This is a genomic window from Paraburkholderia sp. CNPSo 3076 (assembly GCF_026343935.1).
GTDB lineage: Bacteria > Pseudomonadota > Gammaproteobacteria > Burkholderiales > Burkholderiaceae > Paraburkholderia > Paraburkholderia nodosa.
In genome coordinates, this window is the sequence record NZ_JAPMAL010000003.1 from 191,754 (window position 1) to 209,350 (window position 17,597).

General features: G+C 65.3%; 19 protein-coding genes. 10 read left to right on the forward strand and 9 right to left on the reverse strand.

Annotated features, from left to right (window positions below):
- Positions 1-264: 264 nt before the first annotated feature.
- From cyoD to M3A49_RS04705, 5 genes are all read right to left on the reverse strand, one after another.
- A complete protein-coding gene (gene cyoD / locus M3A49_RS04685; protein WP_254353663.1) occupies positions 265-585 on the reverse strand; it encodes a cytochrome o ubiquinol oxidase subunit IV in 321 nt (106 codons plus the stop codon).
- Positions 586-1,197, reverse strand: coding sequence for a cytochrome o ubiquinol oxidase subunit III (gene cyoC, locus M3A49_RS04690; RefSeq protein ID WP_266227647.1), 612 nt, complete (start codon positions 1,195-1,197; stop codon positions 586-588).
- On the reverse strand, positions 1,197-3,206 hold the full coding sequence (gene cyoB, locus M3A49_RS04695) for a cytochrome o ubiquinol oxidase subunit I (protein ID WP_266227648.1): 2,010 nt from the start codon (positions 3,204-3,206) through the stop codon (positions 1,197-1,199). Before cyoB ends, cyoC begins: the two co-directional genes overlap by 1 nt.
- A 5-nt stretch (positions 3,207-3,211) precedes the next feature.
- The gene (cyoA, locus tag M3A49_RS04700) at positions 3,212-4,105 is read right to left on the reverse strand and encodes a ubiquinol oxidase subunit II (RefSeq protein WP_266227649.1); all 894 of its coding nucleotides are present in this window, start codon (positions 4,103-4,105) and stop codon (positions 3,212-3,214) included.
- A gap of 434 nt (positions 4,106-4,539) precedes the next feature.
- The gene (locus M3A49_RS04705) at positions 4,540-4,752 is read right to left on the reverse strand and encodes a hypothetical protein (RefSeq protein WP_266227650.1); all 213 of its coding nucleotides are present in this window, start codon (positions 4,750-4,752) and stop codon (positions 4,540-4,542) included.
- Between M3A49_RS04705 and M3A49_RS04710 the strand changes: the two genes are divergently transcribed.
- Positions 4,751-5,575, forward strand: a complete 825-nt coding sequence (locus M3A49_RS04710; protein WP_254353659.1) for an IclR family transcriptional regulator — start codon at positions 4,751-4,753, stop codon at positions 5,573-5,575. The two genes, M3A49_RS04705 and M3A49_RS04710, sit on opposite strands and share 2 nt — an antisense overlap.
- Positions 5,576-5,632: 57 nt before the next feature.
- On the opposite strand, the gene M3A49_RS04715 is transcribed toward M3A49_RS04710, so the two are convergent.
- From M3A49_RS04715 to phnF, 4 genes are all read right to left on the reverse strand, one after another.
- A complete protein-coding gene (locus M3A49_RS04715; RefSeq protein WP_266227651.1) occupies positions 5,633-6,553 on the reverse strand; it encodes a LysR family transcriptional regulator in 921 nt (306 codons plus the stop codon).
- A 125-nt stretch (positions 6,554-6,678) separates the two neighbouring features.
- The gene (phnN, locus tag M3A49_RS04720; protein ID WP_266227652.1) at positions 6,679-7,230 is read right to left on the reverse strand and encodes a phosphonate metabolism protein/1,5-bisphosphokinase (PRPP-forming) PhnN; all 552 of its coding nucleotides are present in this window, start codon (positions 7,228-7,230) and stop codon (positions 6,679-6,681) included.
- Complete coding sequence (locus tag M3A49_RS04725) at positions 7,227-7,955, reverse strand: DUF1045 domain-containing protein (RefSeq protein ID WP_266227653.1); 729 nt, start codon at positions 7,953-7,955, stop codon at positions 7,227-7,229. The genes phnN and M3A49_RS04725 overlap by 4 nt, the downstream gene beginning before the upstream one ends.
- Positions 7,952-8,707 (reverse strand): phosphonate metabolism transcriptional regulator PhnF, encoded by a 756-nt coding sequence (gene phnF, locus M3A49_RS04730; RefSeq protein ID WP_028202677.1) that lies wholly within the window; start codon positions 8,705-8,707, stop codon positions 7,952-7,954. Before phnF ends, M3A49_RS04725 begins: the two co-directional genes overlap by 4 nt.
- A gap of 220 nt (positions 8,708-8,927) precedes the next feature.
- Here phnF and phnG point away from each other — a divergent pair, with 220 nt between their 5' ends.
- The 9 genes from phnG to M3A49_RS04775 all read left to right on the forward strand — a co-directional run bounded on the left by phnG (position 8,928) and on the right by M3A49_RS04775 (position 17,460).
- On the forward strand, positions 8,928-9,437 hold the full coding sequence (gene phnG / locus M3A49_RS04735; RefSeq protein ID WP_254353655.1) for a phosphonate C-P lyase system protein PhnG: 510 nt from the start codon (positions 8,928-8,930) through the stop codon (positions 9,435-9,437).
- Positions 9,434-10,075: a phosphonate C-P lyase system protein PhnH gene (phnH, locus tag M3A49_RS04740; RefSeq protein WP_266227654.1), complete on the forward strand. Its 642-nt coding sequence runs from the start codon at positions 9,434-9,436 to the stop codon at positions 10,073-10,075. Before phnG ends, phnH begins: the two co-directional genes overlap by 4 nt.
- The gene (locus M3A49_RS04745; RefSeq protein WP_266227655.1) at positions 10,075-11,199 is read left to right on the forward strand and encodes a carbon-phosphorus lyase complex subunit PhnI; all 1,125 of its coding nucleotides are present in this window, start codon (positions 10,075-10,077) and stop codon (positions 11,197-11,199) included. The genes phnH and M3A49_RS04745 overlap by 1 nt, the downstream gene beginning before the upstream one ends.
- Entirely contained in the window at positions 11,196-12,125 is a 930-nt protein-coding gene (locus M3A49_RS04750) for an alpha-D-ribose 1-methylphosphonate 5-phosphate C-P-lyase PhnJ (RefSeq protein ID WP_323183104.1), read from the forward strand. Before M3A49_RS04745 ends, M3A49_RS04750 begins: the two co-directional genes overlap by 4 nt.
- A complete protein-coding gene (phnK, locus tag M3A49_RS04755; protein ID WP_266227656.1) occupies positions 12,122-12,892 on the forward strand; it encodes a phosphonate C-P lyase system protein PhnK in 771 nt (256 codons plus the stop codon). Before M3A49_RS04750 ends, phnK begins: the two co-directional genes overlap by 4 nt.
- A gap of 10 nt (positions 12,893-12,902) precedes the next feature.
- A complete protein-coding gene (gene phnL / locus M3A49_RS04760; protein WP_266227657.1) occupies positions 12,903-13,673 on the forward strand; it encodes a phosphonate C-P lyase system protein PhnL in 771 nt (256 codons plus the stop codon).
- Positions 13,674-13,719: 46 nt separating this feature from the next.
- Positions 13,720-14,853: an alpha-D-ribose 1-methylphosphonate 5-triphosphate diphosphatase gene (locus M3A49_RS04765; protein ID WP_266227658.1), complete on the forward strand. Its 1,134-nt coding sequence runs from the start codon at positions 13,720-13,722 to the stop codon at positions 14,851-14,853.
- Positions 14,854-15,332: 479 nt separating this feature from the next.
- On the forward strand, positions 15,333-16,100 hold the full coding sequence (locus M3A49_RS04770; RefSeq protein ID WP_254337121.1) for an ABC transporter substrate-binding protein: 768 nt from the start codon (positions 15,333-15,335) through the stop codon (positions 16,098-16,100).
- Positions 16,101-16,344: 244 nt separating this feature from the next.
- Positions 16,345-17,460, forward strand: coding sequence for a succinylglutamate desuccinylase/aspartoacylase family protein (locus M3A49_RS04775; RefSeq protein ID WP_254353649.1), 1,116 nt, complete (start codon positions 16,345-16,347; stop codon positions 17,458-17,460).
- Positions 17,461-17,597 lie beyond the last annotated feature (137 nt).

Here is a 17,597-nt window from a genome sequence, read left to right on the forward strand (position 1 = left end):
TGCGATCCCATGCAAAGATGATTGAGATTGACGGACTGCGCGGGCGAAAATGGGAGATCGAACGCGCACGTCCTCGTGCGATTTGTTCGACTGTCGAACCTATGATCGTTAATCGAACAATTTGACGGCCATAATAGGCGTGTCCCGGGACGGGTGTCAAGCACGCGGACCTGGCTCCAAAAACGAAAAAGCCGCACAGGACGGGTACCTGTGCGGCTTCGCGAGTTCAGGCGGGCGCGAGGCGCCAGCCCGTGAGGCAAACGCTTAGCGCGACATCATGAGTGCGCCGACGTTGTGCATGACCCAGATGGTGCCGAAGATCAGGAACGCGGCGGCCAGCACCGTGTACGCGAGCGACAGCACGTTCCAGCCCTGCCCCGGTGACGTGTTCAGATGCAGGAAGAACACGAGGTGCACGACCACCTGCACGAAGGCGAGCACCGCGATGACGATCAAGGCCGTGGTGGCATCGAGCGTGCCGTGCAGAACGACGCCGAATGCGCCCGCGGTAAGCAGCACCGAAAGAATGAAGCCCGCCACATAGCTGCCAAGGCTGCCGTGGGACTCTGCATGAGTTTGAGCCATTTAGAGCACGCTCCCCAGATAGACAAAAGTAAACACGCAGATCCACACCACGTCCAGAAAGTGCCAGAAGAGGCTCAGGCAGGTGAGGCGGCGGATTTCCTGCTCGCTCAGTTCGCGTGTGCGAACCACCTGGATCATCATCACGAGCATCCACAGCAGGCCGAAGAACACGTGCAGGCCGTGCGTGGCGACCAGCGTGAAGAACGACGAAAGGAACGCGCTGCGCTGCGGGCCGGCGCCTTCTGCGATCAGGTGCGAAAACTCGCGCAGTTCGAGCACGAGGAACGACGCCCCCAGAATGAAGGTGACGGCGAGCCAGCCGAGCACCACGCCGTTCTTGCGCTGGTGCGCGCCGAGCATCGCGAAACCGTACGTGATGCTCGAAAGCAGCAGCACGGCCGTTTCGAGCGCCACGCCCTGAATATCGAACAGGTCCTTGCCCGTGGGGCCGCCCGCGAACTGGTGGCTCAGCACGCCGAAGGTGGCGAACAGCGCCGCGAACAGCAGGCAGTCGGTCATCAGGTAGACCCAGAAGCCGAATACCGAGTGCGACTGCGGGTGATCGTGGTGATCGAGTTCGGCAAGGGTTGCCGCATTGATTTTCTGTGACATCAGACTGCCTCCTCGACGACCAGCTCACGCTTGGCCACGGCGGCGCCGGTGCCAAAGCGCCGTTCTTCGATCTCGCGGACCTTCGCGGCCGGAATGTAATAACCGTCGTTGTTGCCGAAGCTCTTGAGGATCACTGTCAGCGCGACACCAATGAACCCGAGCACCGCCAGCCACGTGATGTGCCACACGGCAGCGAAACCCAGCACGAGGCTGAACATGCCGATGAAGAAGCCCGCCGACGTATTCGACGGCATGTGGATGTCGCTATATTTCGCGGCGAGGCCCGGACCGCGGCCCGCTTCCTTCATGTGCGCGAAAGCGTCGATGTCGTCCACGTGCGGAATGACCGCGAAGTTGTAGGCCGCCGGCGGCGACGACGTTGCCCATTCGAGCGTGCGGCCGTCCCACGGATCGCCAGTCACGTCCTGGCATTCGGCCTTGTTGCGGTTCACGAAGGCCATGACCCACAGCAGGACCTGGAACACGATGCCGACCGCGATGATCGCCGCGCCAATTGCGGCGACGACGAAGTACGGATGCCATTCGGGCACGTCGTAGTGGTTGGTACGACGCGTTGCGCCCATGAAGCCGAGCACGTAGAGCGGCACGAAGGCCACGTAGAAGCCGACGAACCAGCACCAGAACGACGCCTTGCCAAGCTTTTCGCTGGGCTTGAGACCGAACACCTTCGGGAACCAGTACTGCAGGCCTGCGAGGTAGCCGAACACCACGCCTCCGATAATCGCGTTGTGGAAGTGAGCGATCAGGAAGAGCGAGTTGTGGAGCACGAAGTCCGCGCCCGGAATCGCGAGCATCACGCCGGTCATGCCGGCGATCGAGAACGTCACCATGAAGCCGACGGTCCAGAGCACGGGCGCGGTGAAGTGCACACGGCCGCGATACATCGTGAACAGCCAGTTGAAGATCTTCACGCCGGTGGGAATGGCGATGATCATCGTCGCGATACCGAAGAACGCGTTGACGTCGGCGCCCGCACCCATCGTGAAGAAGTGGTGCGCCCACACGAGGAACGCCAGCACCATGATTGCGCACGAGGCGTAGACCATCGTCTTGTAGCCGAACAGCGGCTTCTTGCAGAACGTGGCCATCACTTCCGAATAGATGCCGAACGCGGGTAGCACGAGGATGTACACCTCGGGGTGGCCCCACGCCCAGATCAGGTTCAGATACAGCATGGGATTGCCGCCCAGCTCGTTCGTGAAGAAGTGCGTGCCGACGTAGCGGTCGAGGCCGAGCAGCGCCACCGCGATCGCGAGGATCGGGAACGTGGCCATGATGAGCACGTTCGAGCACAGCGCCGTCCACGTAAACACGGGCATCTTCATGAGCGTCATGCCGGGCGCGCGCATCTTGACGATCGTGACGAAGAAGTTCACGGCCGTGATGAGCGTGCCGACACCGGAAAGCTGCACTGCCCAGATGTAGTAGTCCACCCCCACGTCTGGACTGAACTGGAGCTCGGAGAGCGGCGGGTACGCGAGCCAGCCCACCTTCGCAAACTCGCCGATCACGAGCGAGAGGTTGATGAGGATCGCGCTGATCGCCGTCATCCAGAACGAGAGCGAGTTCAGGAACGGGAACGCCACGTCGCGCGCGCCGATCTGCAGGGGCACGACGAGGTTGAAGAAGCCGACCATGAGCGCCATCGCCATGAAGAAGATCATGATGACGCCGTGCGCGGTGAAGATCTGGTCGAAGTGATGTGGCGGCAGATAGCCGGGCGAATCGAACGCCACGGCCTGCTGGATACGCATCATGACCGCGTCGGCGAAGCCGCGCACGAGCATGAGCACGGCCACGATCATGTACATCACGCCGATGCGTTTGTGGTCCACGCTCGTGAGCCACTCGGTCCAGATGTACTTCCACTTGCCGGTCACGGTGACGAGACCGAGCACGCCGACGACGATCAGCGCCATGAACGCCGCCGCGCCCATGATGATGGGCTGATCGAACGGGATCGCCTCTAATGTGAGTTTTCCGAACATGCTGCTTACCCCTTGGTCACGCAAGACGGGTCGAAAATCGTGACGTGCCCGTTGTTGTACTTCGCGATGATGTTATTGAAGAGCTTCGGGTCGACGCTCGAGAAGTACTGCACCGGCGCCTTCTCCTGCGGCTTCGCAACCGTGGCGTACTCGTCCATCGAAAGCTGGGTGGACGACGTCTTCACCTTCTGCACCCACGCGTCGAAGTCCTGCTGGCTCGTGGCGAGCGTGCGGAACTTCATGTCCGAGAAGCCCTTGCCGCTGTAGTTGGACGAGAGACCGTCGAAATCGCCCGCTTCGTCGGCGATCAGGTGCAGACGCGTTTGCATGCCCGCCATGGCGTAGACCTGGGTGCCCAGCTGCGGGATGAAGAACGAATTCATCACCGAGTCCGACGTGATGCGGAAGTTGACCGGTGTGCCCACGGGCACCGCGAGCTGGTTCACCGAGGCAATGCCGAGGTCGGGGTAGATGAAGAGCCACTTCCAGTCGAGCGCGACGACCTCGACGTTGATGGGCTTCACGCTCGACTCCAGCGGCTTGTACGGGTCGAGCTCGTGCGAGGTGCGCCACGTGAGGATGGCGAGGAACAGGATGATCGCGGCCGGAATGGCCCAGACCACCACTTCGATCGCCGTGGAATGGGCCCACTTCGGCGCGTAGGTCGCGTTGCGGTTCGAGGCGCGATAGCGCCACGCGAACAGGAGCGTCAGGATGATGACGGGCACCACGACCAGCAGCATGGCCCATGTGGCCGTGAGGATGAGCGACTTCTCGGCCGCGCCCACGCTGCCCTTCGGGTCCAGCACGGCAAAATTGCCGCTGCACCCCGCAAGAGAAACGAGCAGCCCGCTGCCGAGGGGGATTAACCACCTTTTAAAGGCTTTTCTGTCTTTCATGTTTGCCTGTTCTTCCGTTGTCCACCAAAACGCGTAACACCCAACACATTTGCATCGCAAATTAGCCACGCAAAATGCACCCGTATCGTATTCAGCGCGATTCTACGGAAAGCGCCAATCTCAAAATTTGATCTTTGCTAAGGATTAGCCAGCGGGATAAAGCTCGCCCAGGCAAGCGCGACGGAAAGCCGCAATTATCTTTCCAATAGCTTTCATCAAGAAAACGCGCATTGCGCGGAGGTTTCAGCGTAAAGGCCAACACGCTCAAGGGAGAAAGAGGACCAAAGACACGCGTGTCCCAATCGAAGAATGGTCAGAAAATTTGCCAATTCATTCGAATTTAGACATTATTTTTATCTCGCTTTAATCTCAGGCCGAGCCGGTATTCAGATCTAAATGATCCGTTCGCGCGTCAATCATTTTTCGCACCGAAATTAATTGACCGAAATCAAATAACTGAATGTCAAATGATCTGACGTGCGCATTTGACGCATGTCGTGCCACGCCGCACTATCGATGTTGACGCGGGCGCGCCGCCCCGCAAGTTTGCGCCCGCCTCGCCTTCGCCGCTTGTTGGCGAAACCGATCGCTTGGGTTATCTTGATAGGTTCTTCAAGCGCCGCAGCAAGATCGAACGCCACGCCCATGAATTCTGCTTCCAGTGCCTCGCCAGACCGCTCCGCCGACCAGCAGGAGATTCCCGAAAAACCGGGCGACTCCTATGTGCAGTCGTTCGCGCGCGGGCTTTCGGTGATCCGCGCGTTCAACGCCGAGCATCCCGAGCAGACCCTCACCGACGTCGCCGCCGCCACGGGCCTCACGCGCGCCGGCGCGCGCCGCATTCTCCTCACGCTGCAGACGCTCGGCTACGTCGAAGCCGAGGGGCGGCTCTTTCGCCTCACCCCGCGCATTCTCGACCTGGGCTTCGCGTACCTCACGTCGATGCCGTTCTGGAATCTCGCCGAGCCGGTAATGGAAGAGCTGTCGCAGGAAGTGCACGAGAGCTGCTCGGCGGCCGTGCTCGACCGCACCGAGATCGTCTATGTGCTGCGCGTGCCCACGCACAAGATCATGACGATCAACCTCTCGATCGGCAGCCGCCTGCCCGCGTACTGCACCTCCATGGGGCGCGTGCTGCTGGCCTCGCTCGACGACGCTGCGCTCGACGAAACGCTCGGCTCCTCGCCGCTCTATGCGCATACGGGGCGCACGGTCACCGACGTCGGCGAACTCAAGAAGATCATCGCTCAGGTGCGCCAGCAGGGCTGGGCCATCGTCGATCAGGAACTGGAAGGCGGCCTCATCTCGATCTCCGCGCCTATCCGCAACCGGCAGGGCCGCGTGATCGCCGCGATGAACATCAGCGGAAACGCGCAGCGCACGTCGGCCAAACAGATGGTGAAGACCTTCCTCGATCCGCTTCAGCAAGCCGCGGCGCGTGTGTCCGGCATGGTCGCGCGGCGCACGTAAAGGCACGAGCGCAACCCGGCGCGACTGGACGAACCACCCCGGCGCGCTCGAGCCGTTTCAGGCAACCTCGGCAAACACCTGCACGAGCCAGTCGGCGAAAGCGCGCACGCGCAGCGACAACTGGCGGTTCTGCGGGTACAGCACCGAGACCAGCAAGGGCGGCGGCGGATGCGCCGGCAGCACGACGCACAGCTCGCCGCTGGCGAGCTGTGCGCGCACGCGGTAGCGCGGCACCTGTACGATGCCGAGCCCCGCCAGCGCGCCGGCCGCGTAGAGTTCCGCGCCGTTGACGGCCACCGGGCCCGGCAGCGTCACGCGGGCGATGCCGTCAGCGGTCGTGAATTCGAGCGCAAGCGCGCGGCCCGTGGCAGGCGAAACATAGTTCACGGCCCGATGGCCGGGCCGGCCCGGATTGTCCGTGTGCGTACCGGCGAGCGCCTCGATCGACTCGGGGTCGCCGTGCCGTTCCAGATACGCGGGGCTCGCGCAGGTCACCTGCTCCAGCAGCGCCACGCGCCGCGCGATCATCGAGGAGTCGGCCAGCTCGCCCGCGCGCAGCACGCAATCCACGCCCTCGCGCACGAGATCGACGAAGTGGTCGCCCGAGCCGATGAAGAGCTCGACGCGCGGATAGCGCGCGAGAAAGTCGGGCAGACGCGGCATCACGAAATACTGCGTGAGCGTGCCCTGCATGTTCACGCGCAAGCGCCCCTGCGGATCGGTGTCGCGAAACGCCTCCTCGGTTTCCTCGAGGTCGGCGAGCAGGCGCATGCAGCGCTGGTAGTAGGCGTCGCCGTCGAGCGTCGGCTTGACCTGGCGCGTGGTGCGTTCGAGCAGACGCACGCCGAGGCGCGCTTCGAGACGCTTGATCGAGTTGGTGACCGTCGCGCGCGGCAGGTTCAGATCCTCGGCCGCCTGCGTGAAGCTGCGGCGGTCGACGATGCGCGTGAAAATCTGCATCTCCTGGAAACGGTCCAAGGGCATTCTCGTTGAGTTCTCGGGTCGCCTGCATCTTCTCATGGCAACCGCGCCCAACCAAAAATCCCCCGGCCCGTTCGAGCCCTTAAGCGGCTGTTAAGCAACGCTCAAGGACGGCGCCGCGACTATCCGGCCGCCACCTGTCGCACGAGCTTGACCAATGCCCCGCCCGCCTCCTCCAGGTGCCCCGAGTTGTCGATGCGCGCGAACGCGGCGCCCGACGGCACCTCGAACGGCGCGCGCCGCGCGAGACGCAACGCGACCTGCTCGGGCGTTTCGCGCGCCCGGGATGCGAGGCGCGCGGCCAGCACGTGCTGCGCCGCTTCGATGTGCACGAGCGTCATGCGCGGGTAGCGCTCGAACGCCTCGCCAGCGTAGGCGCGCGAACCGTTCACCACGACGGTGCAGCCAAGCGCCATCCATTGGTCGATCTCCACGCCCACGCCGTAGCGCAGCGCGTGGCTGCGCCATTGCAATGCGAAGAGGCCGCGCTGCGAACGCGCCTCGAATTCGGCCTCGGTGAGCGCGATGTGGTTCTCGCCACCGCTGTCTTCGCGCGTGATGTAGCGATGCGCGAAGACGACGTCTTCGCCGGACAGGCGCTCGCGCGCGTAACGCAGCAGCGTGTCCTTGCCCGCGCCCGAAGGCCCCATCACGTAGATCAGGCCGCCCTTCATGCGCGAGCCCCCGCGAACGGCAAGCGGCGCCACAACGCGAACGGCGTGCCCGGCCCGGGCTCGACGAAGAGCGCTGCGCCTTCCACCGGCAGCGGGTTGGCGTCGTGCATCTGCGTGTTCCAGGCATCGACGAGTTGCGCGCATGTTTGCGCGTCGTTCAGCGAATCGGATAGCGTCATGTGAAAGCGGAATTCTTCGAACACGTACGGATAGCCCCATGCTTCGACGTAAGCGCGCTGACGCTGCGTGAGCGGCGCGTCCAGGCGCTTCGCGAGTTCGGCGGGCGTTTGCGGGGCGCGCAGCGAGCCGAGCGCGCGCAGTGCGTTGGCGGCCAGTTCGCGCAGCGCGGTTTCGCCGGCATCGTCGACGGGGCGCAGCGCCACGAAGCGGCCGAGCAGCGCCGCCTCGACACTGGCTTCGAAGCGCGCCTGCCCCTGCGCCCACTGCTGCGCGGCGGCCAGGAGCGCTACGGGCGTCACGCCCGACGCGAGACGGAACGGCGGCACGAGGGTGCCGTGCCAGCCATAGCGGCGTGGTGCGACTGTGAGCGTTTCCAGCGGCTGCGGCAGGCCTGCGAGCCACGGCGGCGGCGCGAGGGTGTCGCCCGTCTCCGGATCCTGGCCAAGCCACGCGCAGCCCGTCTGCCACCACACCGATTCGCGCGGCGGCGCATAGTAAAGCGCGAAGCGCGTGGCTTCGTTCCAGTCTTCGTGCAGCACGCTCATAGGTCGTGCTCCACCATCAGCTGCACGCGGTCGGCGGCGAAGTGCGTGATGCCGTACTTGATCGGCACGCCTTCGAGATCGACGTCGACGTTCTCCACCCACAGCACCGGCTGCTGCCGGTTGATGTTCAGGCGCCGCGCCACCTCGGCCTCGGGCAGCACGCTGCCGATACGGCTCCACTTGCGCAGATAGTCGGTCACGCCGTATTCGGCGAGGGCCTTCGAGGTGCTGTCGACGCGCTCCATGACCACGGGCAGATCGGCGAAGCGCGCGGCGGGATACCAGCTGCGCGCGTAAGTGAGCGGCACGCCGTCCGACTCGTGCAGCGTTTCGAGCCGGTAGACGAGCGCGCCCGCGCGCAGGCCGAGCGCCTTGGCGACCGTGGGGTCGGCCTTGCCACGCGACGACGCGAGCAGCTTGCCCGCCGCCGAATGCTGATGGCGCTTCAGGTTCTCGGTAAAGCGCGTGCGCTTGCCGATGGTGTAGTCGATCGCGCCGGGCTGCACGAAGGTGCCGCGCCCCTGCTCCACGCTCACGAGCCCCAACGCCGCGAGGCCCAGCATCGCGCGCCGCACCGTGTGGCGGTTCACGTCGAAGCGGCGCGCAAGCTCGCCCTCACTAGGCAGCCGGCCGTCTTCGCCGAAACCCTTCGCCGCAATCTCCGCTGCGAGGATCTGCTCGATCTGCCGCCACACCGCCACACCCGCGCCGCGCTCAAGCAGGCTGGACGGCGCCTCGTCGTTCGATGTCATGGTGCTGTCATTCCTCTCGGTTCCAATAGCGTTTTGTGCATTGTAGTGCGCAGGGCGTGATGGAAATATGAAAACCTTCATTGCGCCCGAACTGGACGACTGTACCACTAAACGTCTAGACGTTTAGATGAATAGATGGTTCAATCGAGGTCCAGACAAGGCGGTTCGAAAAGCGCAGTTGCCATGTCCGTTCTCCCCCGTTCACGACACAGGAACTCCGATGAACGCTTCTTCCACCCCATCCTCCACGCCGGCGACCCGGCGCGCATGGATGGCCGTTCTCGCGCACACCCCACGCGCCGAGCTTGAAGCGGCGTTGAGCGTCGCGCTCGCCGGTGCGCCCGAGCCCGCTTTCGACTGGCTGCGTCTGCCACAAACCGGACTGGCCATGGTCCGCGGGCGAATTGGCGGCACCGGCGACGCCTTCAACCTGGGCGAAGCCACCGTCACGCGCGCCACGCTGCGCCTGCGCGCCTCGGGCACCGAAGGCGGCGATGCAGGCCAGCCCGGCCCGGTCGGCGTGGCCTGCCATCTGGGCCGCGACAAACGCCGCGCCGAGCTGGCCGCGCTCGCCGATGCGTTGCTGCAACTCCCCGCGCGCCACGACCAGTTGCACGCCCGCTTGATCGAGCCGCTTGCCGCGCGTCTCGCCGCACAGCGCGACGCGCGCCGCGCCGACGCCGCCAGCACGCGGGTCGAGTTCTTCACGATGGTTCGAGGTGACGCATGAGCGACCCACGCAATGCCATGACGCCCGATTTGCTCGCGGCGCTCGCGCCCGGCTTCGGCGATCCGGTTCACGACACGCAGACGGTGTTTCGCACGCTGCTCGACGCGCTCGCGCGCCCCGGCACGATCGGTGTGGTCGAAACGCCGCTGCCGGCGGCCACGGCGGCGGATGCGTCCCCCGCGCGCGCCGGCCTCGCCGCCTTCGCCTCGCTGCTCGCCCTCGCAGACTACGCCACGCCGGTATGGCTCGCCCAGCCCGACGCCGCACTCGCGGCCGCGCTGCGCTTTCACGCAGGCGCGCCGCTTGCACAGCAAGCGCGCGAAGCCGCGTTCGCTTATGTGCACGACGCCGCCGCCCTGCCGCCGCTCGACGCCTTCGCGAGCGGCACGCCCGAGTCGCCGGAGCAGTCGGCCACGGTGTTCGTGCGCGTCGATTCACTCGCCGGCGGCGCACCGCTCACGCTGCGCGGCCCCGGCATCGAAACGACCTGCAGCATCGCGCCCGCCGGCCTGCCCGAGCGCTTCTGGCGCGAACGCACCGACCTCGCGCCGCACTTCCCGTGCGGCATCGACTTCTATCTCGTGTGCGGCGACCGCCTGATGGGCCTGCCGCGCACGACTCTCGTGGAGATGCACTGATGTACGTCGCCGTCAAAGGTGGAGAGCGCGCGATCGAAGCGTCCTGGCGGTTGCTCGACGAGGCGCGCCGCGGCGATACGCGCGTGCCCGAGCTGAGCGTCGCGCAGATCCGCGAACAGATGCGTCTGGCCGTGGCGCGTGTAATGGCCGAAGGTTCGGTCTACGACGAAGAACTTGCCGCGCTCGCGATCAAGCAGGCCGCGGGCGATCTCGTCGAGGCGATCTTTTTGCTGCGCGCGTATCGCACCACGCTGCCGCGTTTTGGCTATACGCAGCCGGTCGAAACGGAAAACATGGTGGTGGAGCGCCGCATTTCCGCCACCTTCAAGGACGTGCCCGGCGGCCAGGTGCTCGGCGCGACCTACGATTACACGCAGCGCCTGCTCGACTTCGCGCTGCTGGCCGAAGGCGACGACGCCGCGAGCGCCACGCCCCCGGCGCCGCGAGCCACCCCGGCCGTAGAAGCGATGCCGCGCGTGGTCTCCCTGCTCGACAAGGAGGGCCTGATCGAGCAGGAAACGCGCTCGCCGCAGGCGCGCGAGCCCGGCGACCTCTCGCGCGAGCCGCTCGCGTTCCCCGCCGACCGCACCGTGCGCCTGCAAAATCTCGCACGCGGAGACGAAGGCTTTCTGCTCGCGATGGGCTATGCCACGCAGCGCGGCTACGCGCATTCGCATCCGTTTGCGGGCGAGATCCGCTTTGGTTCGGTGTGCGTAGAAATGATGCTGGACGAACTCGACGAAGCCGTGGAAATCGGCGAGATCGACTTGACCGAGTGCCAGATGATCAACCAGTTCGCGGGCGCGAAAGACGTGCCGCCGCAATTCACGCAAGGCTACGGCCTCGCGTTCGGCCACGCGGAGCGCAAGGCCATGGCGATGGCGCTGGTGGACCGCGCGCTGCGAGCCGAGGAGCTGGGAGAGACGATCGCCTCGCCGACTCAGGACATCGAATTCATGCTCTCGCACAGCGACAACGTGGAAGCCTCGGGCTTCGTTCAACACCTGAAGCTGCCGCACTACGTGGACTTCCAGGCCGAGCTGGAACTCGTGCGCAAGCTGCGCGCGCAGCACGAAAACGGCACCGACGCGAATGCCGATGCGCAAAACAAGGAGGCCGCATGAACGCGCCCGATACCTTGCAATCCCCCGCAGCCGAAGTCGCATCGCACGAAACGCAGGCCGTCTCGGGCTATAACTTCGCGTACCTCGACGAGCAGACCAAGCGCATGCTGCGCCGCGCGCTCCTCAAGGCCGTGGCCGTGCCGGGCTACCAGGTGCCGTTCGCCTCGCGCGAAATGCCGCTGCCGTACGGCTGGGGCACGGGCGGCATTCAGGTGACGGCGGCGATCATCGGCGCGAAGGACACGCTCAAGGTGATCGACCAGGGCTCGGACGACACCACGAACGCCGTCAACATCCGCCGTTTTTTCGCACGCACCACGGGTGTGGCCACTACGCGCCGCACGAGCGAGGCGTCGATCGTCCAGACGCGGCACCGCATTCCCGAAACGCCGCTCACGGACAAACAGATCCTCGTGTACCAGGTGCCGATGCCCGAGCCGCTGTTCCGGCTCGAGCCGCGCGTGGCCGAATGCAAGAAGCTCCATGCACTGGCCGACTATGGCCTGATCAGCGTGAAGCTTTATGAGGACATCGTGCAGCACGGCAGCATCGCCACGACGTACGACTACCCGGTGACCGTGAACGGCCGTTATCTCACGTCGCCCTCGCCGATTCCGAAGTTCGACAACCCCAAGCTGCATATGAACGCCGCGCTGCAGTTGTTCGGCGCTGGCCGCGAGCGCCGCATCTACGCGATTGCGCCGTACACGCCGGTGAAGAGCCTCGACTTCGACGACCATCCGTTCGAAGTGCAGCGCTGGGAGCATGCGTGCGCCCTGTGCGGCTCGCGCGAGAGCTTCCTCGACGAGATGATCGTCGACGACGCGGGCAAACGCATGTTCGTCTGCTCGGACAGCGACTACTGCCACGACCGCCGCGAACAGATCGATGCGCACGCAACGAATGAAGCAGGAGAGAAAGCATGACGCCGCTGCTAAGCGCAAGATCGCTCACGAAGCAGTACGGCGGCCGCAACGGCTGCCGCGACGTGAGCTTCGACCTGTATCCCGGCGAGGTGCTGTGTATCGTCGGCGAATCGGGCTCGGGCAAGACCACGCTGCTCAACACGCTCGCGCTGCACACCGAATCCGACTCGGGCGCGCTGCACTACACGAGCGCGAACGGCGAAACGCTCGACCTGCGCACGCTTTCCGAGCCGCGCCGGCGCCTGCTCGCGCGCACCGAATGGGGCTTCGTGCAGCAGAATCCGCGCGACGGACTGCGTGTGGGCGTCTCGGCCGGAGCCAATATCGGCGAGCCGCTGATGGCCGTGGGCGCGCGCCACTACGGGCAAATCCGCAACACGGCGCAGCAGTGGATGCAGCGCGTGGAGCTGGACGCCATGCGCATCGACGAATTGCCGTCGGCGTTTTCGGGCGGCATGCAGCAGCGCCTGCAAATCGCGCGCAATCTCGTCACGGGTCCGCGCCTCGTCTTCATGGACGAGCCCACGGCGGGTCTCGATGTGTCCGTGCAGGCGCGCCTGCTCGACCTGCTGCGCACGCTCACGGGCACGCTGCATCTTTCGGTGCTGATCGTCACGCACGACATTGGCGTGGCGCGCCTGCTCGCGCATCGCTTGATGGTGATGCAAGGCGGCACGGTGGTCGAATCGGGCCTGACCGACCAGGTGCTGGACGACCCGCAACATCCCTATACGCAGACGCTGGTGGCATCCGTGCTGCCGGTCTAGGATGAAAGACATGACTCTGAACTCATCACCGGGCACGCGCGCGTTCCTCGAAAGACCGGCGCTCATGCTGCGCGCCGAAGACGTGCGCAAGACCTTCACGCTGCACGGCCAGGGCGGCATCGGCATCGAAGCGCTCGCGGGCGTTTCGCTCGACGTGGAGCGCGGCGAATGCATCGTGCTGGTCGGACCCTCGGGCGCGGGCAAGAGCACCTTCTTGCGCTGCCTGTACGGCAACTATCTCGCAAGCGGCGGGTCGATTGCGATCCGCGACGAGGGCGCGCCGCTCGAGCATCTGGCGATCACAGGCGCTGCGCCTCACGACATCCTGCGCCTGCGCCGCAACGTGGTGGGCTACGTGAGCCAGTTCCTGCGCGTGATTCCGCGCGTGAGCGCGCTCGACATCGTGGCCGCGCCGCTCGTTTCGCGCGGCGTAGAGGAAGACGAAGCACGCGAGCGCGCGCAAACTCTGCTTGCACGCCTGAACGTGCCACAGCGCCTCTGGCCGCTCGCGCCAGCCACGTTTTCGGGCGGCGAGCAGCAGCGCGTGAACATCGCGCGGGGCTTGATCGCGCAGCACCGCGTGCTCTTGCTGGACGAACCCACGGCCTCGCTCGACGCGGAAAACCGCGAAGTCGTCGCGAGCCTGATTGGCGAAGCGCGAGCGCGCGGCGCAGCGATCGTCGGCGTATTCCACGACGAGGACACGCGCGAGCGCGTCGCCACGCGCTTACTCGAACTCACCGCGCCGCGCGCGCAAGCGTCACTCAGCGCCGCAGCCTGAATACCGCCTGAACGGCGCAAACCGATAACTGATACGGAGCCTGACGATGTTGATCAAAAACGCTCGCATCGTGACGCGAGACGACGTTTTCACCGGCACGCTAAGCGTGGAAGACGGCAAGATCCGCGACATCTCGCGCGGCTCGACCGCCGCGCCCGAAGCCGAAGACTGGGAAGGCGACTTCCTGCTGCCCGGTCTCGTCGAACTGCACACCGACAACCTGGAAAAGCACCTCGCGCCGCGCCCCGGCGTGCACTGGAACACCGACGCCGCATTCGTCATTCACGACGCGCAGATCGCCGCCGCCGGCATCACCACGGTCTTCGACGCGCTGGCCATCGGCACGCGCCTGGCCGTGGGCGTGCGCGGCCGCGACGTGCAGCTCGCTAGCGCCCATGCGCTCAAGCGTTTTTCCGAGCGCAACCTGCTGCGCGCCGAGCACTTCCTGCACTTGCGCTGCGAAATCGCCACCGAAGACGTGATCGAACTGTTCGACACGCTCAGCGACCACCCGCTGCTGCGCCTCGCCTCGGTGATGGACCACACGCCGGGCCAGCGCCAGTGGCACGACCGCGCGCAATGGCGCCGCTTCCAGGAGCGCCACGGCAAGTGGAGCGACGAGCAGACCAACACCATGCTCGCCGAAATGGCCACCGAGCAGGAGCGCTACGCCGATGCGCACCGCCTCGAAATCGTGCAGCGTTGCCGGGCGCGCGGCATCCCGCTCGCGAGCCACGACGACACGCTCGTGGAGCACGTCGAGCAGGCCGCCGCCGAAGGCATCGTGCTCGCCGAATTTCCGACCACGCGCGTGGCCGCCGAGGAAGCGAAAAAGCGCGGCATCGCAACGATCATGGGCGCGCCGAATGTGGTGCGCGGCGGCTCGCACTCGGGCAACGTCTCGGCGCTGGAGCTGGCGCAGGCCGGTTTGCTCGACATCCTCTCGTCCGACTACGTGCCGTCGAGCCTCCTGACCGCCGCGTTCGACCTCGTGACCAAGGCCGACTGGACGTTGCCGCGCGCGCTCGCCACGGTCTCGTGGGAACCCGCCAGCAAGTCGGGCCTGCACGACCGCGGCGCGATCGAGCCGGGCCTGCGCGCGGACTTCGTGCGGGTGACGATGCTCGATACGCTGCCGGTGCCGCGCGCGACGTGGCGCGCGGGCGTGCGCGTGGTCTGACGTCATCCACGCGGTGCAGCCGATACATCTGCTGCACCGCGACAAAAGACGGCGCGCCGGATGACCCCATTCGGGCCGAAAACCAACAGCGCGCCGTCGATTCGATTTCAATTTCCCTTCATATCGTTGACGATGCCGCGACCGTGCGGCACCGCATTCTTCCGACTGTTGCGGCAGAGCATCGCGCAGCCCATCCCAGGCACCCCGCAACGGCCCCTCCGCATTGACCTGCGCGCCTTGTCTGACAAGGCTTTGCGTTAAATCGTACAAGCGCACGGGCGTACACTTAGCGGGTCCCGTTCCCGCTATCCGGTATTACACTAGCGACGCAGCAATTTTGACCTGGTAAGCTTGCGCGCGCTTTGCTGGCCGCAGGCTGGCGGGTCCAACAATAATCCGGCGCGAGCCGCGCCGGAAAATGCGCCATGGCGGCACAACCGCACGCGGCGCGCCCTGAACCATCTCGAGGAGTACCCATAGTGAAGAAACTGCTTGCCACCCTCACGGTTGCCCTGCTCGCCGTCTCGGCTGGCGTCGCCCATGCGAAGGACTGGTCCACCATGCGTTTCGGCGTTGACGCCAGCTACGCACCGTTCGAATCCAAAGCACCCGATGGCAAGCTGGTCGGCTTCGACATCGACCTCGGCAACGAAATCTGCAAGCGCCTGAACGCCAAGTGCGTGTGGGTCGAGCAGGACTTCGACGGCATGATCCCGGGCCTGAAGGCCAAGAAGTTCGACGGCGTGCTCTCGTCGATGACGATCACCCCGCAGCGCGAGCAACAGATCGCCTTCTCGGCGAAGCTGTTCAACACGCCGACGCGCCTCGTCGCCAAGAAGGGCTCGAGCCTCGCCCCGACGGCTGACTCGCTCAAGGGCAAGTCGGTGGGCGTGGAGCAAGGCACGATCCAGGAAACCTACGCGAAGGAAAACTGGGCGCCGAAGGGCGTGAACGTCGTTCCTTACCAAAACCAGGACCAGGTCTACGCCGACCTGATCTCGGGCCGTCTGGACGCCGCGCTGCAGGATGAAGTGCAAGCGGATCTGGGCTTCCTGAAGACGCCGCGCGGCGCTGGCTTCCAGTTCGCCGGCAAGGAAATCCCGACGGGCGCCGCCGCGATCGGCCTGCGCAAGGAAGACGCCGACCTGAAGGGCAAGATCGACAAGGCTATCGCCGACATGATCAAGGACGGCACGTACAAGAAGATCGAAGCCAAGTACTTCGACTTCGACGTGTACGGCGGCTAAGCACCGCATCGCGCCGGCGCTGCCTCACGGCGCGCGAAGCCCGGGCTTACCGTCCGGGCTTTTTCTTTTCCGGGATTTTATTTCGGATTCCCTATTTTCTGACGATGCCGCAGACGTGCGCGGGCGCGCTGGTTCCGGCGGCGCGTCGAATCGGCTAAGATCGGGCTGCGGCCCCTGCGTGTTCCTGCGGGGCCATCGTTCACTCCAACACCTTTTGCGGGCCGCCGCGCCTCGCGCACCCATCATGCAAACCCGAAACCACCCGTTGATCGCGCCCGCCCTCGGTACCGCGCGGGAACTTGCCAGTTTCCACTACGGCAACGCCGGCGGTCCCAAGGTCTACATTCAGTCCTCGCTGCACGCCGACGAACTGCCGGGCATGCTCGTCTCGTGGGCGCTGCGCCGCAAGCTCGCGGAGCTGGAAGCTGCGGGCCGCCTTCGCGGCGAGATCGTGATCGTGCCGGTGCCCAACCCCGTGGGTCTGAATCAGCACTGGCTCGGGCATATGATCGGCCGCTTCGAGTCGAATACGGCGCAGAACTTCAACCGCAATTTCCACGAGCTCACCGCGCTCGTGCTGCCCAACATCGAGGCGAGTCTCGGGCTCGACGAAGCCGCGAACCGCACCGCGATCCGCGCCGCCATGGGCGAAGCACTGACCGCGCAGAAGCCGAAAACCGAACTCGATTCGATGCGGCTCGCGCTGCAGCGCCTTTCGTATGACGCCGACATCGTGCTGGACCTGCATTGCGACTGGGAAGCCGCCATGCACATCTACACGAACCCCGAACTGTGGCCCGAAGTCGAGCCGCTCGCGCGCTATCTCGACGCCAAGGCGTCGCTCCTCGCGCTCAACTCGATCGGTAATCCGTTCGACGAGATTCACAGCTTCTGCTGGTCGGAGCTGCGCGAGCACTTCGGCACACGCTTCCCCATTCCGTACGGCTCGATTTCGGTAACGGTCGAACTGCGCGGCCAGCGCGACGTCTCGCACGAACTCGCCGAGCACGACGCCCAGGCCATCGTCGACTATCTGATCGGGCGCGGCGTCATCGAAGGCACGGCCGCGCCGCTGCCGCCACTCGCCCATGCGGCCACGCCGCTCGCGGGCACGGAGCCGATCGTGGCCCCTGCCAGCGGCGTGCTCGTGTTTCGCGTGGATTGCGGCACGTGGGTGGAACGCGGCGCGGCAATTGCCGATGTCATCGACCCGCTCGCCGACACCGTGACCACGCTGCACGCGGGCGTGAGCGGCGTGATGTACGCACGCCATAGCGCGCGCTTCGCCACGGCCGGCATGGAAGTCGCACGCATTGCCGGCGAAAAGCCCATTCGCAGCGGCTCGCTTCTCTCGCTGTAACGGCAACGCCTTACCGTCAAAGGGCTCGCCTCCTGGGTGCGAGCCCTTTTTTCATGGGCGTTTCCCGCCATTTCGATTATTTCGGGTAACTAATTTTCCACTTTCATGAATCGGTGGCAATCAACCATGTAAAGCGC